Source organism: Streptomyces sp. NPDC044003 (assembly GCF_056435185.1).
The window spans coordinates 521797-542665 of sequence record NZ_JBWKFA010000004.1 but is presented as its reverse complement, the minus strand read 5'-3'; the positions used below and the strand labels follow the sequence as shown (position 1 = coordinate 542665).

The 20869-nt window shown below is 75.0% G+C and carries 23 protein-coding genes; 13 read left to right on the top strand and 10 right to left on the bottom strand.

Annotated elements, in window-relative coordinates:
- Window positions 1-127: 127 nt before the first annotated feature.
- On the top strand, window positions 128-2086 hold the full coding sequence (locus tag AC07AW_RS19605; protein WP_478816734.1) for a DUF5107 domain-containing protein: 1959 nt from the start codon (window positions 128-130) through the stop codon (window positions 2084-2086).
- A 49-nt stretch (window positions 2087-2135) separates the two neighbouring features.
- Here AC07AW_RS19605 and AC07AW_RS19600 read toward each other — a convergent pair whose 3' ends face one another.
- A complete protein-coding gene (locus tag AC07AW_RS19600; RefSeq protein WP_478816733.1) occupies window positions 2136-2972 on the bottom strand; it encodes a methyltransferase domain-containing protein in 837 nt (278 codons plus the stop codon).
- 89 nt (window positions 2973-3061) lie between these two features.
- Window positions 3062-3562: an N-acetyltransferase family protein gene (locus tag AC07AW_RS19595; RefSeq protein WP_478816732.1), complete on the bottom strand. Its 501-nt coding sequence runs from the start codon at window positions 3560-3562 to the stop codon at window positions 3062-3064.
- 164 nt (window positions 3563-3726) lie between these two features.
- Here AC07AW_RS19595 and AC07AW_RS19590 point away from each other — a divergent pair, with 164 nt between their 5' ends.
- From AC07AW_RS19590 to AC07AW_RS19580, 3 genes are all read left to right on the top strand, one after another.
- On the top strand, window positions 3727-4941 hold the full coding sequence (locus AC07AW_RS19590; RefSeq protein WP_478816731.1) for a sulfite oxidase: 1215 nt from the start codon (window positions 3727-3729) through the stop codon (window positions 4939-4941).
- A gap of 82 nt (window positions 4942-5023) precedes the next feature.
- Entirely contained in the window at window positions 5024-6256 is a 1233-nt protein-coding gene (locus AC07AW_RS19585; RefSeq protein WP_478816730.1) for an aminotransferase class I/II-fold pyridoxal phosphate-dependent enzyme, read from the top strand.
- Window positions 6257-6320: 64 nt separating this feature from the next.
- A complete protein-coding gene (locus AC07AW_RS19580; RefSeq protein WP_478816729.1) occupies window positions 6321-7367 on the top strand; it encodes an MBL fold metallo-hydrolase in 1047 nt (348 codons plus the stop codon).
- On the opposite strand, the gene AC07AW_RS19575 is transcribed toward AC07AW_RS19580, so the two are convergent.
- The gene (locus AC07AW_RS19575; protein WP_478816728.1) at window positions 7347-8009 is read right to left on the bottom strand and encodes a DedA family protein; all 663 of its coding nucleotides are present in this window, start codon (window positions 8007-8009) and stop codon (window positions 7347-7349) included. The genes AC07AW_RS19580 and AC07AW_RS19575 overlap by 21 nt on opposite strands.
- A gap of 25 nt (window positions 8010-8034) precedes the next feature.
- Window positions 8035-8814, bottom strand: coding sequence for an MBL fold metallo-hydrolase (locus tag AC07AW_RS19570; protein ID WP_478816727.1), 780 nt, complete (start codon window positions 8812-8814; stop codon window positions 8035-8037).
- A 109-nt stretch (window positions 8815-8923) separates the two neighbouring features.
- Here AC07AW_RS19570 and AC07AW_RS19565 point away from each other — a divergent pair, with 109 nt between their 5' ends.
- The 5 genes from AC07AW_RS19565 (at window position 8924) to AC07AW_RS19545 (ending at window position 13733) form a co-directional block, all read left to right on the top strand.
- Window positions 8924-9328, top strand: coding sequence for a hypothetical protein (locus tag AC07AW_RS19565; RefSeq protein WP_478816726.1), 405 nt, complete (start codon window positions 8924-8926; stop codon window positions 9326-9328).
- A 164-nt stretch (window positions 9329-9492) separates the two neighbouring features.
- Entirely contained in the window at window positions 9493-11607 is a 2115-nt protein-coding gene (locus tag AC07AW_RS19560; protein ID WP_478816905.1) for a phage holin family protein, read from the top strand.
- 66 nt (window positions 11608-11673) lie between these two features.
- Window positions 11674-13065: an amino acid permease gene (locus AC07AW_RS19555; protein WP_478816725.1), complete on the top strand. Its 1392-nt coding sequence runs from the start codon at window positions 11674-11676 to the stop codon at window positions 13063-13065.
- A 66-nt stretch (window positions 13066-13131) separates the two neighbouring features.
- Window positions 13132-13506 (top strand): hypothetical protein, encoded by a 375-nt coding sequence (locus AC07AW_RS19550; RefSeq protein ID WP_478816724.1) that lies wholly within the window; start codon window positions 13132-13134, stop codon window positions 13504-13506.
- Between the two features lie 56 nt (window positions 13507-13562).
- Window positions 13563-13733: a hypothetical protein gene (locus AC07AW_RS19545; protein WP_478816723.1), complete on the top strand. Its 171-nt coding sequence runs from the start codon at window positions 13563-13565 to the stop codon at window positions 13731-13733.
- Window positions 13734-13796: 63 nt separating this feature from the next.
- Here the strand turns inward: AC07AW_RS19545 and AC07AW_RS19540 are convergent, their stop codons facing one another.
- On the bottom strand, window positions 13797-14204 hold the full coding sequence (locus AC07AW_RS19540) for an IclR family transcriptional regulator domain-containing protein (RefSeq protein ID WP_478816722.1): 408 nt from the start codon (window positions 14202-14204) through the stop codon (window positions 13797-13799).
- A 26-nt stretch (window positions 14205-14230) separates the two neighbouring features.
- Window positions 14231-15436, bottom strand: a complete 1206-nt coding sequence (locus AC07AW_RS19535; RefSeq protein WP_478816721.1) for a low temperature requirement protein A — start codon at window positions 15434-15436, stop codon at window positions 14231-14233.
- Between the two features lie 229 nt (window positions 15437-15665).
- On the opposite strand from AC07AW_RS19535, the gene AC07AW_RS19530 reads away from it, so the two are divergent.
- Window positions 15666-16097 carry a hypothetical protein gene (locus AC07AW_RS19530; protein ID WP_478816720.1) on the top strand — a complete coding sequence of 144 codons (432 nt, stop codon included), beginning with the start codon at window positions 15666-15668 and terminating at the stop codon, window positions 16095-16097.
- Between the two features lie 3 nt (window positions 16098-16100).
- Here the strand turns inward: AC07AW_RS19530 and AC07AW_RS19525 are convergent, their stop codons facing one another.
- Window positions 16101-16922, bottom strand: a complete 822-nt coding sequence (locus tag AC07AW_RS19525; protein WP_478816719.1) for a helix-turn-helix domain-containing protein — start codon at window positions 16920-16922, stop codon at window positions 16101-16103.
- A gap of 103 nt (window positions 16923-17025) precedes the next feature.
- On the opposite strand from AC07AW_RS19525, the gene AC07AW_RS19520 reads away from it, so the two are divergent.
- Window positions 17026-17331 (top strand): 4a-hydroxytetrahydrobiopterin dehydratase, encoded by a 306-nt coding sequence (locus AC07AW_RS19520; protein WP_189803504.1) that lies wholly within the window; start codon window positions 17026-17028, stop codon window positions 17329-17331.
- Window positions 17332-17352: 21 nt separating this feature from the next.
- A complete protein-coding gene (locus AC07AW_RS19515; protein WP_478816718.1) occupies window positions 17353-18099 on the top strand; it encodes a class I SAM-dependent methyltransferase in 747 nt (248 codons plus the stop codon).
- Here AC07AW_RS19515 and AC07AW_RS19510 read toward each other — a convergent pair.
- Both AC07AW_RS19510 and AC07AW_RS19505 read right to left on the bottom strand, forming a co-directional pair.
- Window positions 18086-18544 (bottom strand): hypothetical protein, encoded by a 459-nt coding sequence (locus AC07AW_RS19510; RefSeq protein WP_478816717.1) that lies wholly within the window; start codon window positions 18542-18544, stop codon window positions 18086-18088. The two genes, AC07AW_RS19515 and AC07AW_RS19510, sit on opposite strands and share 14 nt — an antisense overlap.
- On the bottom strand, window positions 18541-19020 hold the full coding sequence (locus AC07AW_RS19505; RefSeq protein ID WP_478816716.1) for a hypothetical protein: 480 nt from the start codon (window positions 19018-19020) through the stop codon (window positions 18541-18543). Before AC07AW_RS19505 ends, AC07AW_RS19510 begins: the two co-directional genes overlap by 4 nt.
- 39 nt (window positions 19021-19059) lie before the next feature.
- Between AC07AW_RS19505 and AC07AW_RS19500 the strand changes: the two genes are divergently transcribed.
- Window positions 19060-20010, top strand: coding sequence for a helix-turn-helix transcriptional regulator (locus tag AC07AW_RS19500; RefSeq protein ID WP_478816715.1), 951 nt, complete (start codon window positions 19060-19062; stop codon window positions 20008-20010).
- A gap of 5 nt (window positions 20011-20015) precedes the next feature.
- On the opposite strand, the gene AC07AW_RS19495 is transcribed toward AC07AW_RS19500, so the two are convergent.
- Window positions 20016-20861, bottom strand: a complete 846-nt coding sequence (locus AC07AW_RS19495; protein WP_478816714.1) for a Rossmann-fold NAD(P)-binding domain-containing protein — start codon at window positions 20859-20861, stop codon at window positions 20016-20018.
- Between the last annotated feature and the right edge of the window lie 8 nt (window positions 20862-20869).

Sequence of the window (20869 nt, the reverse complement as noted above, 5' to 3'; positions counted from 1 at the left end):
AGGCGGCGGGCGCCGTCGCCGCCGCGAATATCCGGGCGCCCCGACCCCGGCTCCTTTGCCGAAGCCTGACGCGGAGAACCCTGGAGAGCCCCTGGTCAGGACCGGCTCCGGCGTGTTCCATGGATCAATGACGACCGTACGACGTGCCGTACTGACGCTGCCCGCGGCCCCGTTGGGCCCGGACAACCCTCTCCCCGCACTGCGGGCCCCCGCAGGCGCCGGGGCCCACGCGGTCGACGCGCGGACCCTCGCGGAGCTCCCGCGCGACATGGCCCGGGGCATCGGACGGGCGCCCCTGCGCAGCCTGCTCCCCGCTCCCGTGCGCGACGGCTACGGCCGCGAGCGCACCCCCGCGGACCTCGACACGATCGTGATCGAGAACGACCGGCTCCGGGTGACCGTGCTGCCCGGTCTCGGCGGCCGCGTCCACTCCCTGCACCACAAGCCCACCGGCCGCGAACTCCTGTACCGCAACCCGGTCCTCCAGCCCGCCGCCTTCGCCCTCAACGGCGCCTGGTTCTCCGGCGGCATCGAGTGGAACATCGGGGCCACGGGCCACACCACCCTCTCCTGCTCGCCCCTCCACGCGGCCACCGTCCGCGCCCCCGACGGCGGCCCGATGCTCCGCCTGTGGGAGTGGGAGCGGCTGCGCGACCTGCCCTTCCAGGTCGACCTGTGGCTCCCGGAAGGCTCCGACTTCCTGTACGTCGGCGTCCGCATCCGCAACCCGCACGAGCGGACCGCCCCCGCCTACTGGTGGTCCAACACCGCCGTCCCCGAGGAGCGCAGGGTCCTCGTGCCCGCCGACGCGGCCTGGCACCACGGCTACGAACGCGGCCTGACCCGGCTGCCCGTGCCCGTCACCGAGGACGGCACCGACCGCTCGTACCCGCTGAACGGCACCCACGCCGCCGACTTCTTCTACGACCTGCCCGAGGAGCAGCGCCGCTGGATCGCCGCCCTCGACGCGGACGGCCACGGACTCGTCCAGACCTCCACCGACGCACTGCGCGGCCGCAAGCTCTTCCTGTGGGGCACCGAGCGCGGCGGCCGGCGCTGGCAGGACTGGCTGACCGAACCCGGCACTCCTGGCTACGCCGAGATACAGGCCGGGCTCGCCCGCACCCAGCTGGAACACCTGGAGCTCGCGGGCGAGGCGGAGTTCAGCTGGCTGGAGGCGTACGGACCGCTCGCCGCCGACCCCGCGACGGCGCTCGGCGACGACTGGACCGCCGCCCGCGCGGACGTCGAACACCGGCTGGAGACGGCGCTGCCCCGCGCCGCCGTCGCCGCCGCGTACACGGCCTGGCGGGAGGGCGCGGCCGACGCCGAGCCGGAGACCGTCCTCGCGGCAGGATCCGGCTGGGGAGCGCTCGAAGTCCTGCGCGGGGGATACGCGTTGCCCGGTACGCCCTTCCCCCAGTCGACGCTCGGACCGGACCAGGAACCCTGGCGGGAGCTCCTGCTCACCGGCGTCCTGCCGCCCCCGCCGAAGGGCGCGGGCCCCGGCGCGCCGCTGGTCGCCGCGCCCTGGCGGGACATGCTGGAGACCGCCCCGGCCGACCCGTCCACCGAGTACCACCTCGGCATCGCCCAGTGGCACGCCGGAGACCGCGCCCAGGCCGTACGGAGCTGGGAGCGCGGACTGTACCGGGCGGAGGTCCGCTGGCCCCTGCTGTACTGCCTGGCCGTCGCCGACCGGGAGGACGGTCACCCGGAGCGGGCCGCCGAGCGGTTCGTGGAGGCCTTCGCCGAGCACCAGGAGCAGGACGGCGGCGAGGTCGTGGCCGCCGCGCTCGGTCGCGAGGGAGTGGCGGCGCTGCTCGCGACGGGCCGGGCCGCCCGGGCCCGGGAGCTGTGGGCGAGGCTGCCGGACGGGGTCCGGGGCGGGGGCGCGGGCCGTCTCCTGGAGATCCGGATCCTGCTCGCCGAGGGCCGGCCGGCCGAGGCGCGCGCCGTCTTCGACGAGGGCTTCGAGGTCGCGGACCTGCGCGAGGGCGCGGAGATCCTCGGCGAGCTCTGGGCGGAGCTCACCGACGAACCCCTGCCGGACGCCTACGAGTTCCGGATGCGCCCGAGCCGATGAGCGGCGCGGGCCCGCCCGGAACGCCGGGCGGGCCCCACGGTGGTACGGGTCAGGACACCCGGCACAGGATCTCGCCGTGCGGGACCATGAACCAGGCGTCCTCCTGCTTGCCCCACTCCCGCCAGGCCTCCGCGATCGACTCCAGTTCGGCGGTGGTCGCGTGTCCGCCGGCGACGGCCAGGTCGGCGTAGCCGGAGGCGGTCGTACGGTCCGCCCACAGGCCGCTCCACCAGTCCCGCTCCTCCGGGGTGGCGAAACACCAGGTGCCGGCCGTCGTCGTGATCTCGGTGAAGCCGGCCTGCCGGGCCCAGGAGAACAGCCGCCGTCCCGCGTCCGGTTCGCCGCCGTTGGCGCGCGCGACCCGGTGGTACAGGTCCAGCCAGCCGTCCAGGGCGGGCCGCTCGGGGAACCAGGTGAAGGCCCCGTAGTCGCTGTCCCGGGCCGCGACGACCCCGCCGGGCCGGCAGACCCGCCGCATCTCGCGCAGCGCCTGGACCGGGTCGCCGACGTGCTGCAGCACCTGATGGGCGTGGACGACGTCGAAGGAGTCGTCGGGGAAGTCCAGGGCGTGGACGTCGGCGACGGCGAACTCGACGTTCTCCAGGCCGCGTTCGGCCGCGACCGCGCGGGCCTTCACCAGGACGTCCTCGGCCGCGTCGACCGCGGTCACGCGGCCCGGTGCGACCAGCGCGGCCAGATCGGCGGTGATGGTGCCGGGCCCGCAGCCCACGTCCAGGACGTCGAGGCCGGCGCGCAGTTCGGGCACCAGATAGGCGGCGGAGTTGGCGGCGGTGCGCCAGCTGTGCGAGCGCAGGACCGACTCGTGGTGGCCGTGCGTGTAGACGGCGGTCTCGTGGGCCGCGGGCTGCGCGGAGGCGTGCGTCATGGAAGCGACTCCCTCGGTGTGGGTGCGTGCCTCCACCGTACGCAGCGCCGCCGAATAATGAGACCCACGTCTTGAGATGTGGACAACGGTCACGCCAACAGGTCCCGCCGGTACCGGAGTTCCTCCAGGACCCGGCCGCCCGTCTCCTCCCGCACCGCCGTCCCGTCCGGCCGCCACCCGGCGGCCTCGTAGAACCTCCGCCCCCGAGCGTTCCCCGCGAACACCCACAGCGCCGCCGCCCGGAACCCGTCCGCGACGAGCGCCTCGGTGGACGCGGCGAGGAGCGCCCGCCCGACGCCCGTACCCCAGACCTCCGGCAGGGCGTACAGCGCGGCCAGTTCGGCCGTGCCGTCCGGGCAGGGCCGGAAGCAGGAGAACGCGACCACCCGCCCGTCGTCCCCCGTCGCCACCAGCACCGTGGGCCGGTCCGGGGCCGTGAGACGGTCGCGCCACACCGCGGCGCGCTCCTCCGTGTCGAGGGCGTCGAGATACGGGTCGGGGACCAGGCCGCGGTAGGCGGCCCGCCAGGACAGGACGTGCACGACGGCGAGGGCCGCGGCGTCCTCGGGAAGCGCTTCACGTATCGACATGGCGCATTCTGGCCCGGGGGACACCCCGGCCACACCCGGATATCGGCGGGAGGCCGTCGGCCTGACGAACCCTCGTATGACAGCACTGTGAACGGACCGTCCGGAGCGCCCCCGCGCCCCTAGGGTGGGCGCGTCGATCGCCAGCCCGCCCGCCGAGGAGTCCCGTGCCGTACTCACCCGCGCCCGCCCGCCGCTCCCTGCTGAAGCTGCTCGCGGCGGGTCCCGCGGTCTCCGCCCTCGGCGGGCTCGCCACCGCCGCCCCCGCGTACGCTGGTCCCATGGACGTCGTGGCGGATGCCGCGCCCGGCATCGTCAAAGCTCTCCCGCCGGAGTACTTCACGGTCCGCGGGACGAACGCCGAGGCCCGCTACGAGACCCTCGCCGACACCGGCCTCCTCACCCCCGCCGACCGCTTCTTCGTCCGCAACCACACCTCCACCCCCGTCCTCGACGCCGCCGACTGGCGGCTGACCCTCTGGGGCGACGGACTCCACGGCCGAGACCCGGTCCACTTCACCTACGGACAGCTGCGGGACCTGCCCCCCGTCACCCGGACGGCCCTGATCGAGTGCGCCGGAAACGGGCGCAGCCTCTACGCCACCCAGCAGGGCGAGCCCGTCACCGGCACCCCCTGGACCCTCGGCGCCGTCGGAGCCGCCCACTGGCGCGGCGTCCGCCTCGCCGACGTGCTCCGGAGCGCCGGGATCGCCCACGACGCCGTCGACCTCCAGCCCCGCGGCCTGGACGACCCGTACGTCTCCGGCGGCGTCGACTTCGGCCGGGTCCGCCGCCCGCTGCCGGTCGCCAAGGCGCTCGACGACGTGATCCTCGCGTACGAGATGAACGGCGAGCCCCTCCCGTACGACCACGGCTACCCCGTCCGGCTCGTCGTGCCCTCCTGGGTCGGCATCGCCTCCATCAAGTGGCTCGGCGACATCGAGGTCTCCACCAGGCCGCTCAGCTCGCCCTGGTCCACCGACTGGTACCGCCTCTTCGGCGACGCCCACCCCGCCGGCGGCACCCCGATCGGCCGCCAGACCCTCAAGTCCGCCTACCAGCTGCCCTTCGGCGCCACCCTGGAGGCAGGCCGCCTCCACCGGCTCACCGGCCGCGCCTGGTCCGCCCTCGCGCCCGTACGTACCGTGGAGGTCTCCACCGACGGCGGCGCGCACTGGCGGCACGCCCTCCTCCACGACACCCCGCGCCGCGACGGCTGGGTCCGCTGGAGCGTGCCCTGGCGCCCGCACACCACCGGACCTGCCACGCTGCTCTCCCGGACCACCGACGCCGCCGGCAACACCCAGCCCGAGCGGGCCGTCCACAACACCCAGGGGTACCTCTTCAACGCGGTCGTGCGTCACCCGGTCACCGTCGCCTGAAGGGGCGGAACCGCCCGAACCTTCGTATAAAGGGCACGGGGGTGCCTGCCCGGCGCCCCTGTGCGCTCAGGAGGTACGGGACATGCGGCAGACGGCTCCGGAAGGCCGCGGCCCGGTGCGCTACGGACCCCCCGCACCCGACACCGGCCTCCCCGTCCTGCCCGGACTCGCCGGGCTCCTCGCCGCGGCCGCCGACCGCGCCGCCCCCGAGCCGCCCGGCGGCGGGCCCGTCCTGCGCGAGGCCGCCGCCGGCTACTGGTGGCGCCGCGGCCTGCGCACCCACCCCGAGGACGTGGTCGCCGCCCCCGGTGCCCCCGCCCTCCTCCTCGCCCTGATCGCCGCCCACGGCGGCGACCTCCTGCTGCCCCGCCCCTGCCCCGCCTGGTGGACCCCGCAGGCCCGCCTCCTCGGCCGCCCCGCCTACCACGTGCCCACGCCCGCCGAGGCCGGCGGCGTCCCCGACCCGTACGCCCTCCTGGAGACCGTCCGGCGGATCCGCGCCGAGGGCGGCGACCCCCGGGTCCTGCTGCTCTCCGTCGCCGACGACCCCACCGCCACCGTCGCCCCGCCCGAACTCGTCCGCGAGGCCTGCGAGGCCGCCGTCGCCGAGGGACTCCACGTCATCAGCGACGAGACCTGGCGCGACACCCTGCACCACCCGCACGACACCGTGCTGCTCAGCCCGGCCGAGATGTGCCCCGACGACGTCACCGTCCTCACCGACCTGGGCGGCGCCCTCACCCCCGCCGCCTGGCCCTGCGCCGTCGCCCGCTTCCCGCCCACCGATCCCTCCCGGGCCGACCGCTGGACCGACCGCAGGGCCCGCGTCCTCGACGTGCTCACCGTCCTCGGAGCGCTCGTCCCCGGGCCCGTGGCCCCCGCCATGGCCCACGCCCTCGACGAACCCGAGGACGTCACCGTACGGGCCCGGCGCGCCGCCACCGTCCACGGACTCCTCGCGACGGCCGCGCACCGCGCCGTCCTCGCCGCCGGAGCCCTCGCCCGGCCCCCGCAGGCCGGCCGCCACCTCTACGCCGACCTCGGCCCGCTGCGCGCCGGGCTCGCCGCCCGGGGCGTCACCGACTCCCTGGAGCTGGAGAGCCACCTCACCGAGCGGCTCGGCGCCCCGGCGACCGGCGGCCACCGCTTCGGCGACGAACTCGGCGCGCTGCGCGTCAGGTTCGGCACCGGCATGTTCCTCGGCGCCACCGAGGAGGAGCGCGCCGAGACGCTCGGAGTACCCGACCCCGTGGAACTGCCCCATGTGGCCCGCGCGTTGGAGGAGTTCGGGGGAGCCCTGGAGGAACTCCGATGACCGCGGCCGTACCTCGACGTCCCCCGACCACGCCACCCAGCGCCGAGCGGAACGGAGCCCGCAGATGACCGAACGGACGGCGCCCCCCGCTCGCGCCGCACAGGCCCCGTACACCCCCGAACAGGTCACGCCCCCCGCACCCGCTCCCGTCCTCCAGCCCGTCGGACGGCTGCGCCACGACTGGCCCCGCACCTTCGCCGACCGGCTCACCGCACCCCTCCCCGGCGTCCGGGCCCTGGCCCGCCTCGCCCGCGAAGGAGCCGTACGCCCCCGCGCCGAGGGCCTCCGCGACATCCCCCTGCTGCCCTTCGAGCCCGGCCCGCTGCCGCCCGCGGGACCCGACACCCTCGCGGTCACCTGGGCCGGGCACGCCAGCTGGATCCTGCGCGTCGGCGGACTCACCGTCCTCACCGACCCCGTCTGGTCCCGCCGCATCTTCGGCACACCGGCCCGGCTCACCCCCGTCGGGGTCCGCTGGGAGGACCTGCCGCCCGTCGACGCCGTCGTCATCAGCCACAACCACTTCGACCACCTCGACGGCCCCACCCTCAGGCGACTGCCCCGGCACACCCCGGTCTTCGTCCCCGCCGGCCTCGGCCGCTGGTTCACCCGCCGCCGGTTCAGCCGAGTGACCGAGCTCGACTGGTGGGAGGCCGCCGAACTCGACGGCGTCCGCTTCGACTTCGTCCCCGCGCACCACTGGTCCAAGCGCACCCTCCTGGACACCTGCCGCTCCCTGTGGGGCGGCTGGGTGCTCACCGACCGGACCGGGCGCCGGATCCACTTCGCCGGGGACACCGGATACGGCCACTGGTTCGCGGAGATCGGCCGCCGCTACCCCGGCATCGACCTGGCGCTCCTCCCGATCGGCGCGTACGACCCGCGCTGGTGGCTCAGCGACGTCCACACCGACCCCGAGGAGGCGGTCCGCGCCCACCAGGACCTCGGCGCGCGGCGGATGGCGCCCATGCACTGGGCCACCTTCGTGCTCTCCTCCGAGCCGGTCCTCGAACCCCTCACCCGGGTCAGGACCGCCTGGGAGAACGCCGGTCTGCCCCGCGAGGACCTGTGGGACCTGCCGGTCGGCGGCTCACGGGTGCTCGTGCCCTGACGGGACCTCGTGGCCCGTCCTCCGGATCCGCCGCCACAGCGTCGGGACCAGGCTGATCAGCACCGTCAGGCCGACCGCCGCGACCACTCCCTGCCAGGGCTCCGGGAAGAGCGAGCCGCCCAGGATCCCGATCAGCTGGTACGTCGCCGCCCACGCCAGGCAGGCCGCCGCGTCCCCCCGGACGAAGCGGCGCAGCGGCATCTCCGCGAGCAGACAGGCCAGCATCACCGGGATCCGCCCCGCCGGTACGAGCCGGGACAGTACGAGCACCGACACCTGGTGGGTGTCGAGCCGCTCCTGCGCGTGCGCGAGCCGGTCCGGCGTCACCCGGGACCGCAGTGCGGCGAGCCACCGCGAGCCGTTGCGGGAGCGGACCCCGCGCTGCCCGAGCCAGTAGAGCGCGGTGTCGCCGAGCAGCGCGGCGGACGCCGCCACCAGGAAGACGAAGAGCAGCGAGAACGGCGAGGACTGGTGGAAGGCGACCACCGCCGCCGAACTGACGATCGCGCCCGTCGGCACGACCGGCACCAGCGCGCCGAGCGCCACGAGCAGGAACAGCGAGGGATAGCCGACCGCCTGCTGCGTCGACTCCGGCGGCAGCTCGCGCACCGCCGTGACCACGCCGGTGAGACCACCGATCACCGGGCGCCCTCCCGCAGCTCTCCGGTCACCGCGCGACCTCCGGCCGCACCCGGTCGCCGTGGCCGAGGAGGTGGACCGCCACCTTCGGCGCGAGCCGGGCCGCGTGCCGGACGAACTCGTCGCCCGGCGCGTGGAACTCGTGCGGCCGCACCCCGTCGAGCCCGATCGGCCAGTACGTGCCGTAGTGCACCGGCACCGCCGCCGCCGGCGAGAGCGCGGCGAGCGCCTCGGCCGCCCGCCCCGCGTCCAGGTGCCCGTGCCCGAGGTAGGGCCCCCACCCACCGACCGGCAGCAGGGCCACGTCCACCGGGCCCACCGCGTCCGCCATGCCGTCGAACAGGCCGGTGTCCCCGGCGAAGTACGTGCGCGCCTCGCCCTCGACGACGTACCCGAGCGCGGGGGAGCGGTGCGGCCCGACCGGCAGCCGCCGCCCGTCGTGGAGCGCCGGGACGGCCCGTACCGTCACGCCCTCCACCGTCACCGCGTCGCCCGGCTCGACCTCGGTCAGCCGCAGCCCGTTCCGGTCGAGCCTGCGCAGCCCGGGTACGGCGGCGGGCGCACCGCGCGGCACGAGGATCCGCGTCCCCGGCGGCAGCTGGGCGAGCGAGGGGAGATGGAGGTGGTCGGCGTGCAGGTGCGAGACGAGGACGGCCTCGGCGCGGGCGGCCTCCGGCGGCGGCAGGGCGCCGCGCCGCCGGCGCAGATGGGCGAGCCGCCGCGCGAACAGCGGATCGGTGAGGAAGCGGACCCCGGAGTCCTCGACCGTGCAGGTCGCGTGACCCCACCAGGTGACCTCCACCGGCATGCCGCCCTTCTGCTCTGCGTCGTCCGTGCTCGTTCCGTAACGAGAGTAAATGTCCGGAGCATGCTCCGGAGGATGTTCGGGCGTCGCCTTCCGGCAGTAGGGTCGGCCCATGGACGACGTTCGGGTGGCGGCGATCGCCAGCCTCACCCCGCTCGAAGAGCTGGACAGCAACCCCTTCCTTGTCGACACGCGCGGCCAGCACGCGGTGTGTGCCCGCTGGGCCGACGACAAGGGGTACGTGCTCGCCCGCCAGCTGTTCTGTTACGGAATCCGCCCGGACCACGCGGCGCTCTGGGCCGACGTGGAGGCCGGGACGGTGGACCTCTTCGTGGCCCCGAGCGAGCGGGTCCTCGCCCGCGCGCTGACCTCCGTGCCGGGCTTCCGCGCCGAGTGCGAGCGGCGCGGGGTGCGGGTGGAGACCGTCGGACTTGACGAACCCCCGTACGACACGGCGGCGAAAGCGGTGGTGCACCGGCGTCTTTCGATGCCCACGGCCGGATACGACGGCTCCTGAGCCCCCTGCCTCACCCCCGGCTCCCGGCACACGCCTCTCCCGCCCGATCGCGGCCGTTGTGCCACGCTTGAGGCAGGAAACGGGCGAAAGGTGAAGCGGGCGTGGGTGACGGGCGATGGGGTGGCGCCGACCGCTGGCGGTCCGCGGGCAGAGCGGTGTGGCGGATGGTCGCGGTGTGGGCGGTCTCCACGCTCACCATGCTCGTCCTCGCCGGACTCCTCCCCGACTTCCAGCTCCAGTCCGCCAACGGCGACAGCTTCACGAGAACCGCCCTCACCGCCGCCACGGCCGCGGGCGTCTTCGGTCTGCTCGGCGCGCTCGTCTGGCCGGTGATCGTGCGGGCCCTGCTGCTCGTCCCGGCGCTCGTCCTCGGCCTGCTCGTCTTCTTCCTCAACGGTTCGCTGCTGCTCGTCGCGCTCTGGCTGATCCCCGACGGGCGCGGCGCCGCCGACCCCGAGACCGCCGTCGTGGTGGCGGCCGTCATGTCCGCCGTCGCCTCCGGCACCTCCACGGCCCTCGCCGTCCGCGACGACGACGCCTACCGGCGCCGGCTCTACCGTCTCACCGGGCGCACCCGCCCCCGCGACCCCGTCGACACGGCGGGGGTGGTGCCCGGCACGGTCTTCGTCCAGCTCGACGGCGTCGGCCACCACGTGCTGCGGGGCGCCGTCGCCGACGGCCTCATGCCGACCGTCGCGGGCTGGCTGGACGCCGGCCACCGGCTCACGCCCTGGCGCACCGACTGGTCCAGCCAGACCGGCGCCAGCCAGCTCGGCATCCTGCACGGTTCCAACGAGGACGTGCCCGCCTTCCGCTGGTACGAGAAGGACACCGGCCGGCTCATGGTGTCGAACCGCCCGGCGAGCGCCGTCGAGCTCCAGCGCCGGGCCGTGCGCCGCACCGGGGACGGCGGCCTCCTCACCGTCGACGGGGCCTCCCGGGGCAACCTCTTCAGCGGCGGCGCCGACCAGCTCGCCCTCGTCCTGTCGATGGCCGCCCGCCGGGGCCGCCGCAACCGCTCCCGGGCCGGCTACTTCGCCTACTTCTCCGACCCGGCCAACGCCGTCCGCACCGCCGGATCGCTCGTCACCGAGTGCGTCCGTGAGATGTACCAGTCGACGCGGGCGCTGCTGCGCCGGGAGACCCCGAGGGTCTCGCGCGGCGGCACGTACCCCTTCGTCCGCGCCTTCGCGACGGTCGTCGAGCGGGACGTCGTGGTCTCCGCCGTGATGGGGGACATGCTGTCCGGGCGGACCGCGGTCTACGCCGACCTGGTCGCGTACGACGAGGTGGCACATCACTCGGGGCCGCACGGCCGGGACACGGACCAGGTCCTGAAGCGCCTCGACCGGGCGATCGCGCTCATCGCCACCGTCGCCGAGCACGCCCCGCGTCCGTACCGGATCGTGCTCCTCTCCGACCACGGGCAGTCCCCGGGCGAGACCTTCGCGTCGGCGTACGGGCTCACGCTCAAGGAGCTCGTACGGGCCGGGTGCGGGCTTCCGCTGCCGCGCCGGGTGCGCCGCACCCGCCGGGGGCGCCCCCGGGCGGAGTCCGGGGGAGGTTCGGAGGCGCGGGACGCGGCCAGGGACGCGCTGCGCAGCGCGCTGCACCGGCCGGTGGACGAGAGCGGCGAGACGGCGCGGGAGCTGCCCGCCCGGCTCTCCGAGCCGGTGGTCCTCGCCTCGGGGAACCTGGGGCTGGTCTCCTTCCCGGACGTGCCGCACCGGATGACCCGGGAGGAGATCGACCGGCGCCATCCGGCGCTGCTTCGGACCCTCGCGCACCATCCGGGGGTCGGTTTCGTGCTCGTGGCGAGCGCCGAGCACGGTTCCGTGGTGCTCGCCCGCGACGGGGTGGAGGTGCCGGTCGCCGAGCTCGTGGACGACGGGCCGCTCGCGGTCTTCGGGCGGGGCGCGGCGCGGGCGGTGCGGCGCACGGACGGCTTCCCGCACGTCGCGGACATCATGGTCAACTCCATGTACGACCCGGCGACGGGCACCGTGCACGCCTTCGAGGAGCAGATCGGCTCGCACGGTGGTCTCGGCGGTGAGCAGTCGCACGCCTTCCTGCTCTCGCCGCCGGACCTCTCGCCGCCGGTGGGGGAGGGGGAGGAGCTGGTGGGGGCGGAGCAGGTGCACCGGGTGCTGCGGCGCTGGCTGCGCGAGTCCTCGGGTCCGCAGGTGCCGCTGGGTCCTCTGGAGATTTCCCCGTCCACGGGCACCTCGGAATCACTTCTTCCGGTTGATGACCCGGTCACGCAGGACAAAAACCACTGATTTGGACGCCTGTTCGCCGTTACCGGACGATGGTCCGGATTTGCACGACGGAAGGCGCACCACCCCATGAGCACGGCCACCACAACTCCACAGCGGGACGCGGCACAGCAGGAGGGCACCCAGCACGCCCGCCGCTTCGGACTCCCCATCGCGACCGCCCTGGTCATGGGCAACATCATCGGCGGCGGAATCTTCCTGCTGCCCGCCTCCGTCGCCCCGTACGGCACCATCAGCCTCGTCGCCTTCGGCGTCCTCACCCTCGGCGCGATCGCCCTCGCCCTCGTCTTCGGCCGGCTGGCCCACCGCCTGCCGCAGACCGGCGGCCCGTACGTCTACGCCCGCGCCGCCTTCGGCGACTTCGCCGGTTTCCTCGCCGCCTGGTCGTACTGGATCACCGCCTGGGTCTCCAACGCCGCCCTCGCCGTCGCCGCCGTCGGCTACCTCGACGTCCTCGTGCCCGTCCACGCGTCCAAGGCCGCCACCATCGCCGCCGCCCTGGCCTTCCAGTGGCTGCCCGCGCTCGCCAACCTGGCCGGCACCCGCTACGTCGGCGCGGTGCAGCTCGTCGCGACCGTGCTCAAGTTCGTCCCGCTGATCCTGGTCGCCGTCGGCGGCCTGTTCTTCTTCGACAGCGCCAACCTCGGCCCCTTCCACCCGAGCGACGGCAGCGCGCTCGGCGCGGTCTCCGCCTCCGCCGCGATCCTGCTCTTCAGCTACCTCGGCGTCGAGTCCGCCGCCGTCAGCGCCGGCGAGGTCCGCGACCCCCGCCGCAACGTCGGCCGCGCCACCGTCCTCGGCACCCTCGGCGCCGCCGCGGTCTACCTGCTCGGCACCCTCGCCGTCTTCGGCACCGTCGCCCACGACAAGCTCGTCACCTCCACCGCGCCCTTCTCCGACGCCGTGAACGCCATGGACGGCGGCTCCTGGGGCGGCGCCGCCGTCGCCTGCATGGCCATGGTCTCCATGCTCGGCGCCCTCAACGGCTGGACCCTGCTCAGCGCCCAGACCCCCTACGCCGCCGCCCGCGACGGACTCTTCCCGAAGGCCTTCACCGTCAAGCGGCGCGGCGTGCCGACCGTCGGCGTCCTCGTCACCGTCGTCCTCGCCTCGCTCCTGACGGTCTACAACTACACGGCCGGCACGAAGGGCGTCTTCGAGATCCTCGTCCTCGTCACCACCTTCACCGCCACCGTGCCCTACCTGCTGTCCACCGCCGCCCAGATCTACTTCCTGCTCTCCGGCCAGACCGAGAAGGTGTCCCGGGCCCGACTCGCCCGCGACGGCGTCCTCGCCCTCGCCGCCTTCGGCTTCTCCCTCTGGCTCGTCGCCGGCTCCGGCTACGCCGCCGTCTACCAGGGCGTCCTCTTCCTCTTCGCCGGCGTGCTCGTGTACGCGGGGATGGCGGCCCGCAAGCAGCGCCTGGGGGCCCGGGGAGTGAATCCGGAGCTCCACGCGTAGGCCGCCCGGGCGGATCTCGGGCCGGGGGCGCCGTACCCCTCGTACGGCGGGGCAGTACGGATCACCGTGAGCCCCGCGCGCCAGACACCCGCCGCGCCCGCCGTCCCGGCGGGGCGCCCGACGCGCCCGGACCGGGGCGGGCACCGTTGGATCGCGCTCCTCCTCGTCCTCGCCGCGCTGTTCGGCACCGGGGCCGCCGCCGCGCTCCCCGTCGCCGAGACGCGCGCCGCGGCCGCAGCCCCGGCCTCCGACCCGGGCGGCGAGACCCACGACCAGGCCGCCACCGAGGCCGGACTGCCCGGCCGGACCCGGCGGCCCGGCACGGGCCTGCGCCCCGCCGGACCCGCGCCCCGGCCCCACGGCCCGCGTCGGGCCCGTGAGTCCGCTCCCGTACCCGCCCCGCGCGATGACGCCCTCCGGTGCGTGGTGATGCGCTGCTGAGAGGCCCCGCCTCCCCGCAGTCCCCCCATCACCCCCTCACCACGAGGAGCTTCGCCATGCCTGTCGACCCGTACGCCGTCCTCCAGGCCCTGCTGCGCGCCGAGGCCTCCCGCGCCCGGCGCACCGAACGCACCGCCCCCGAGCCCGGCACCCCGGCACCCGCGCCGACCCCCGAGCCGCCCGCCCGCCGGGCCGACGGCCTCCGCCGGGAACGCCCCCTGGGCTGACCCCCGGCACCCGCCTCCCGGCACCCGCCTCCCGGAGCGCGCCTCCGGGAGGCCGCCGGACCGTCAGGCGAGCACCGTGAAGGCATGGGCCGTCAACGCCCGTTCGAGCCGCGCGCGCAGCCGCAGCGCCGTCCCCTCAAGACGGTCCTCCTCATCCACCGGCAGCGAGAACCCCACCGCCGAGTGGACCCCGCCGACCGTGCTCGGCACGGCCCCGCACACCGTGCCGAGCACGTACTCCTCCCGTTCGACCACCGGCGCGCCCCGGCGGAGCCCGGCCAGCCTGCGCATGAGCGCCTCCTCGTCCGGGACCGTCCGCGGCGTCAGCCGGCTCACCGGCCGCCGCGCCAGATATGCCCGGCGGGCCTCCGGATCCAGCTGGGCGAGGAGACACTGCCCGAGCGCGTGCGCGTGCGCCGTGGCGCGGAACTCCACCCACTCCGCGACGGCGGGCCGCCCGGGGGCGTCCACACTCCCTCCGACCGGCCGCGCCCGCCTCAGACCGCTTCCGCCTCGGGCGACAGGCCCGTGGCCCGCCTCGTGTGCAGACCCACCAGGACCGTCGCCGTCGCGGCCAGGACCGACAGGGCCCCCAGGGCCGGGACCAGGCCGACCAGGGGGCCCGCCGCCAGGCAGCAGACCCCGCCGACGGCCAGGGCGGTCGGCCGCCGGCCCGAGGTGCGGAGCACGATCGCGGCGGCGCCCAGCAGATAGACGCCGACACCCCCGGTGAGCGACCAGGCCACGACGCCGTGCAGCGGCTCGGCGAGACCGTAGTGCCCGGTGTCGGCGACCTGCTGGAGGACCTTCTTCATCCCGAGCGCGAGGAGCACGACCCCCGCCACCAGCGGCAGGTGGAGGAACGTGTAGACGTCCCGCGCGAAGCGGGTGCGCTCGTCGCCGTCGAGCCCGGTGAGACGGTGCTCCGCGGCCTCGCCGAGCTGCCGGAAGTACAGGCGCCACAGCCCCGCCGAGAGCAGCAGCCCCGCGGCCGAGGCGCCGAGCACCGCGTACGAGAGCGGGAAACCGGAGACGCCGACGCCCATCGCCACGATGGACTCGCCCAGGGCGATGATGACGATCAGACCGTGCCGCTCGGCGAAGTGCCCGGGGGAGTTGACCCGCCAGCCGGAGGAGCCGGTGATGTAGATCCCGCCGTAGTCGACGGCCACCGCCCCCAGCCACCACAGGAGTTGGGCCCGGCCGTCGTACGCGCAGCCGATCAGCAGCAGGGCCAGCGGCGGCAGCACGGACGACATGGCCGTACGCCGCAGGGTGACCCGCAGCGCGGCGTCCCCCGGGCTGGAGAGCCAGTACGAGGTCAGGTGCAGGGTGCGCACCGCGCCGTAGCAGAGCACGAACACCAGCGGCGCCGAGAGGCCGCCCGGAGCGTCCGCGAAGACCTCGGGCACGGCGAGGGACACGATCAGGACGACGGCCATCACGGTGACGAGGACGCCGAACAGGGCCCCGGAATCGGCCCGTACGACATTGCCCAGCCAGGCGAAGGCGCACCAGCACCACCACAGCAGCGCGAGCACGACCATCGCGCCCACCATCCGCACCGGCGAGGGCGCGGCTGCCATCAGGGCGGTGACCTGTGTGATCGCATACACGAACACCAGGTCGAAGAAGAGTTCCGCGGGCGTCACCTTGTGATCGTCCCCGGTGGCCACCATGGCCCGTTCCCTGTTCCACGCCATCCGTGTTCTCCCCCCTCAGGGGCACCGGTTCCGGCCACCCCGGCGCGAAGACTACCCACCCCCGGGGAGCAGCGACCCGGCCGCTCGCGGACCGGTATTACCCAGGAGGTAATCGACCCCTTCCGCGCCGCCCGGCATGCTCATGAACACCGGAACCCGGGCGGCGCACTCCGCTCGGGCTCCGGGCCCACCACCAGCACCAACGTCCCCTTCTGGAGGGTGATCCGTCATGTCCCAGGCCCTGCACCGATCTTTGAGGATCGCCCGCACCACCCGGCCCCAGTCCGCGGTGCGCCGCTTCCTCGCCCTCGACGCCGTCGTCACCGGGGCCAACGGGATCGCCTACCTCGCCGCCTCCGGCCCCCTCGGCGAACTCCTCGGCGTCGACGCGGCACTCCTCCTCGAACTCGGCGTCTTCCTCACCGCGTTCGCCGCGGGCGTCGCCTGGCTCGCGAGCCGCCCGCAGCCCCCGGCGCTCGCCGTGAAGCTCGTCGTCGACGCCAACGTCCTCTGGGCCGTCCTCAGCGTCGTCGCCCTCGTCGCCTGGCTGGAGCCGACCACCGCCGGCCTGCTGTGGACCCCGATGCAGGCCGCGACCGTCGCCGGTTTCGCCGGACTGCAGTGGGCCGCCCTCAGGGCTGTCGCGTCCGCGGCCCGCTGAAGGTCAGCCGTCCGCCGCGGCCGCGGAGAGCGACCGCAGGTACGCGACCGTCTCCGGGTCGGCCGGGAGGAACGTCTCGATGGCCAGCTCGGCGACGGTCACGTCCATCGGCGTGTTGAACGTCGAGATCGACGACACGAACGACAGCACACGCCCGTCGTGCTCGATCCGCAGCGGCAGCGCGAAGTACGGGTACGGCTCCGCGTCCGGACGGTCCTCCGGGTCGACCCGCTCGGGCAGCGGATACGCCGCCACCTCCTCGTACAGCTCCCGCAGCGGTTCCGAGCGGGCCAGCGCGATCTGACGCTCCATCTGCGCCAGGAGGTGGCCCCGCCACTCCCGCAGGTTCCGGATCCGGGGCGCCAGGCCCTCCGGGTGCAGGGTGAGCCGCATCGCGTTCATCGGCGGCGTCAGCAGATGCGGCGGAAGCCCGCCCAGGAGCAGCTCGATACCCCGGTTCGCCGCCACCACGGTGTACGTGCCGTCGACCACGAGCGCCGGATACGGCTCGTACCCGTCGAGCAGCTGCTGGATGCCCCACCGCAGCGTCTCCAGGCGCGGCGCGTCCAGCGGCGACTCCGCGTACCGCGGCGCGTATCCCGCCGCGAGCAGCAGCGCGTTCCGCTCGCGCACCGGCACCTCCAGGTGCTCGGCGAGCTTCAGGACCATCTCCTCGCTCGGCCGGGAGCGGCCCGTCTCCACGAAGGAGATGTGCCGCGCCGAGGAGTCCGCGCGCAGCGCCAGCTCCAGCTGGCTCAGTCGCCGCTGCTCGCGCCATCCGCGCAGCAGCGGCCCCACCCCCGTGTCGCTCACGACAGTTGTCATGGCCAGACGGTATCCCAGAGGGGGACGCCGGGTAGCTTTCCCCCGGGGCCCCTTTGTCCGTCACCCCGTCACCCCGCACCACCCGACCGGAGGGAGCACCGCCGTGCCCACACAGCCGCTGTCGCAGAAGGAGATCGAGGACCGCCTGAGGGAGCTCCCCGGCTGGTCCGTCGACGCGGACCGGCTCACCCGGACCTACCGGCTCGGCGACCACTTCGCGGCGACCGCGCTCGTCGTCCACGTGGCCCAGATCCAGCAGGAGCTCGACCACCACTCCGACCTCACCCTCGGCTACAACACGGTCGCCCTCGCCGTGAACACCCACTCCGCGGGAGGCGCCGTCACCGAGAAGGACTTCGAACTCGCCGACCGCGTCGAACGGATCGCCCCGGGCCACGGCGCGAACTGACCCCCCGTTAGTCTCGCGGGCATGGCGGACACCGTGCTCGACTACGAGGCAGAGGCAGCGCACTACGACCGGACCCGCGGCGGGGTGCCCCGCGCCGAAGCGGCCGCCGAGGCCGTGCTGCGCCTCGTGCCGCCCGGCGCCCGCACCCTGCTCGACCTCGCCTGCGGCACCGGCCTCGTCACCGAACGCCTCGCCCGGCCCGGCCTGCGCGTCTACGGGGCCGACGCCGCCCACGCCATGGTGCGGGTCACCGCCGACCGGGCCCCCGGCCGCGCCGTACGCGCCGACGCCCGGCGGCTGCCGCTGCCCGACGCCTCCCTGGACGCCGTCGCCGCCGTCTGGCTGCTGCACCTCGTGCCCTTCGCCACGGACATCGTCGCCGAGGCGGCCCGCGTGCTGCGCCCCGGCGGCGTCCTCGTCGCCACCGTCGACAAGGACACCGCCCACGACGTCGGCAGCGACATCGACACGGTCCTCCGCCCGTACCGCTCGGCCGAGACGGCCTCCGACCGCGCCGACCTCATCACCGCCGCCGCGGCAGCCCACGGCCTCGACCCCGCCCCCGGCACCCGCTTCACCGGCCACGGACAGGGCAGCACCCCACGCGACACCGTCCGGAAGCTGCGCGCCGGATACTTCGCCTCCTGGTTCGACGGCGACCCGGCGACCACCGAGACGCTCGCCGCCGAGCTGTCCGCCCTCCCGGACCAGGACCGCCCCCGAGCCGACCCCCGTTACCGGCTCGCGAGCTTCGTCAGGCGCGGCTGAACTCCATCACCCAGTTCGTCACCCACGCCTCGGTGCCCACCGGCGCGAACGCCTGCTCCCAGCGGGCCGCGTCCGCCGTGATCCCCGACCACCGGAACCGCACCCGGACCGGCCGCCCCTCGTAGGAGTCGGTGCCGTGGAACTCGCCCGTCCCGTCCTCGGCGAACCGGCCCCGGACCGGCGGGTCCAGCCTCCCCGTACGGCTGTTGGACCAGTTCAGCGTCCACTCGCCGGTCTCCGGCTCGTACAGCCGCAGCGTCAGCCCGCTGAACCCCTCCGAGGGGAAGACGATCTCGTCGACATGCGCCCGGCCGTCCCAGAACAGCGAGCCGGTCGTGCGCCCCTCGAACTCCTTCCACCCGCTCTCCGGGTCGAGGAAGTCGGCGAGGCGGCGGTTGCGGACCCGCCACCGCCCGTCGAGGAAGGCGAAGCCGTCGGCGGTCACGCGCGGCCTCCCGTCGTGCCGGAGGGCAGCGTGTCGCCGAGGTAGCCGGCGAGGTCGGGGGTGTCCGGCGCCAGCATGTGCCGTACCCAGGCGTCCCGTTCGTGCCCGAGCGGCCCCAGCTCCCACACGCAGCCGATCCACGACCGGTCGTTCCGGACCCAGTTCGTCGGATCGGTGTCGGGGCAGTCCAGGGCCGGCTGGCCGGCCGCCCCGCCGCCGAAGTGCAGCACGTTGTCCCACACCCAGCTGTACGCGTTGAGGTACGCGCCGCTGTCACCGCCCCGGTGCAGCACGACGAAACCCGCCGACGGGGTGCCGTCCGGCGCCGGGAGCAGCTCCGGAAGCAGCGCGTACGCCGCCTTCTCCACCTCCGGTTCGATGCCCTCGGGGCCGGAGGTGACGTGGTAGCGCTTGAGGTGCCGCCCGGCGATCTCGACCGGCGGCAGCGTAAGGAGATTCTTCTCTGCGAAAGCCATGGCTGGACTGTAGGAACCCTTCACTGACACCTTGTGTCAGTGAAGTCCAGCCGTCTCCTCTCGATCCTCCTGCTGCTCCAGACCGGCGGCCGGATGACCGCCGGCCGGCTCGCCGAGGAGCTCGGCGTCTCCGTCCGCACCGTCTACCGCGACGTCGAGGCCCTGCACGCCGCCGGCGTGCCCCTCTACGGCGACGCCGGGCACCGCGGCGGCTACCGGCTCCTGCCCGGCAGCCGCACCCGTCTCACCGGACTCTTCGCCCGCGAGGCCGAGGCGCTGGTCCTCGCCGGCATGCCCGGGGCCGCCGAAGGACTCGGACTCGGCCCGCACTTCGCCGACGCCCAGCTGAAACTGCGCGCCACCCTCCCGGCCGCCCTGCGCGAGCACGTCGACCGGCTGCGGGGCCGCTTCCACATCGACGCCCCCGGCTGGTACGACGAGGGCGACGAGGCCCCGTTCCTGCCGGAGGTCGCCGACGCGGTCCGCAGCGGACGTGTCCTGGAGGTCCGCTACCGGCGCTGGAGGGAGCCGACGGACGTCGACCGGCGCCTGGAGCCGTACGGTCTCGTCCTCAAGGCGGGCCGCTGGTACCTGATCGCCGGACCCGGACCGCGCACCTACCGCGTCGACCAGATCCTCGCCCTCACCGTCACCGACGAGGAGGCCACCGTCCCGGAGGGCTTCGACCTCGCCGCGCACTGGCGGGCCGGCCAGGAGGACTTCCACCGGCGGCTCCACCAGGGCGAGGCCGTCGTACGGATCTCCCCCCGCGGCGCCGCGCGCCTCACCAGCGCCGCCGCCCGGGCGCTCGCCGCCACCGGCACCCCCGAACCGGACGGCTGGACGCGCGCCACCCTCCCCGTGGAGACGCCCGAACACGCCCACGACACCCTCCTCGGGCTCGGCGCGGAGGTGGAGGTCCTCGCCCCCGAGGACCTCCGCGACCGCATCGCCGCGACCGTACGGACCCTGGCCGCGCGGTACGCCTGAACCTCTCAGGCCCGCGGCCCGCCCCAGGTCTCCGTCGCGAACTCGGCGAAGGAGCGCGGCTCACGGCCCAGGATCCGCTTCACCCCGTCCGTCGCCGAGGCGTTGTGCCCGTCGAGGAGCGTCGCGAATAACGCCGCCAGCCACTCCGCCTCCGGGGCCGGAAGCCCGAACCCGCCGAGCAGACCGGCGTATGCGGCCTCGGACACCGCCTCGTACACCACCGGGCGGCCCGAGGCGCGGGAGATCTCCGCCGCCACCTCCGCGAAGCTCACCGGCCGGGGGCCCGTCACCTCGTGCACCCGGCCCGCGTGCCCGTCCGCCGTCAGGGTCTCCACGAGGACGTCCGCCAGGTCGTCCGCGTCGATGAAGGGCTCCGCCGTGTCTCCGGCGGGAAAGACGACCGCGCCCTCCGCGACGCCCTCCGCCAGCAGCCCCTCGGAGAAGTTCTGCGCGAAGAACGAGGCGCGTACGACGGTCAGTTCGGCCCCGGGAGCCGCCGCCCGCAGGGCCTCCTCCGCCTGGACCGCCACCGGCTCCCCGCGTCCGGAGAGGAGGGTGAGCCGCCGTACGCCGTTCTCCTCGGCCAGCCGGCCGAAGGTCTCCATCGCCTCGATCACCCCGGGGGCGGACAGGTCCGGGTAGTAGGCCACGTACGCGGCGTCCGCGCCCCGCAGCGCGGGGGCCCAGGTCTCCGGGGCCTCCCAGTCGAAGACGGTCGCCCCGCTCCGGGACCCGGCCCGGACCGTCAGGCCGCGGGCGGCCAGCCGCTCGGCCACCCGCCGCCCGGTCTTGCCGGTGGCGCTCGTCACCAGGACCGTCGTGTTCTGTGCGTCGTTCGTCTGCGTCGTCATGGCTCAAG

Bases quoted from the DNA above. Each gene is read 5' to 3' on its own strand.
- AC07AW_RS19605 (WP_478816734.1), top strand. From the start codon at position 128: ATGACGACCGTACGACGTGCCGTACTGACGCTGCCCGCGGCCCCGTTG.
- AC07AW_RS19600 (WP_478816733.1), bottom strand. From the start codon at position 2,972: ATGACGCACGCCTCCGCGCAGCCCGCGGCCCACGAGACCGCCGTCTAC.
- AC07AW_RS19595 (WP_478816732.1), bottom strand. From the start codon at position 3,562: ATGTCGATACGTGAAGCGCTTCCCGAGGACGCCGCGGCCCTCGCCGTC.
- AC07AW_RS19585 (WP_478816730.1), top strand. From the start codon at position 5,024: ATGCGGCAGACGGCTCCGGAAGGCCGCGGCCCGGTGCGCTACGGACCC.
- AC07AW_RS19580 (WP_478816729.1), top strand. From the start codon at position 6,321: ATGACCGAACGGACGGCGCCCCCCGCTCGCGCCGCACAGGCCCCGTAC.
- AC07AW_RS19570 (WP_478816727.1), bottom strand. From the start codon at position 8,814: ATGCCGGTGGAGGTCACCTGGTGGGGTCACGCGACCTGCACGGTCGAG.
- AC07AW_RS19565 (WP_478816726.1), top strand. From the start codon at position 8,924: ATGGACGACGTTCGGGTGGCGGCGATCGCCAGCCTCACCCCGCTCGAA.
- AC07AW_RS19560 (WP_478816905.1), top strand. From the start codon at position 9,493: ATGGTCGCGGTGTGGGCGGTCTCCACGCTCACCATGCTCGTCCTCGCC.
- AC07AW_RS19555 (WP_478816725.1), top strand. From the start codon at position 11,674: ATGAGCACGGCCACCACAACTCCACAGCGGGACGCGGCACAGCAGGAG.
- AC07AW_RS19545 (WP_478816723.1), top strand. From the start codon at position 13,563: ATGCCTGTCGACCCGTACGCCGTCCTCCAGGCCCTGCTGCGCGCCGAG.
- AC07AW_RS19535 (WP_478816721.1), bottom strand. From the start codon at position 15,436: ATGGCGTGGAACAGGGAACGGGCCATGGTGGCCACCGGGGACGATCAC.
- AC07AW_RS19530 (WP_478816720.1), top strand. From the start codon at position 15,666: ATGTCCCAGGCCCTGCACCGATCTTTGAGGATCGCCCGCACCACCCGG.
- AC07AW_RS19525 (WP_478816719.1), bottom strand. From the start codon at position 16,922: ATGACAACTGTCGTGAGCGACACGGGGGTGGGGCCGCTGCTGCGCGGA.
- AC07AW_RS19515 (WP_478816718.1), top strand. From the start codon at position 17,353: ATGGCGGACACCGTGCTCGACTACGAGGCAGAGGCAGCGCACTACGAC.
- AC07AW_RS19505 (WP_478816716.1), bottom strand. From the start codon at position 19,020: ATGGCTTTCGCAGAGAAGAATCTCCTTACGCTGCCGCCGGTCGAGATC.
- AC07AW_RS19495 (WP_478816714.1), bottom strand. From the start codon at position 20,861: ATGACGACGCAGACGAACGACGCACAGAACACGACGGTCCTGGTGACG.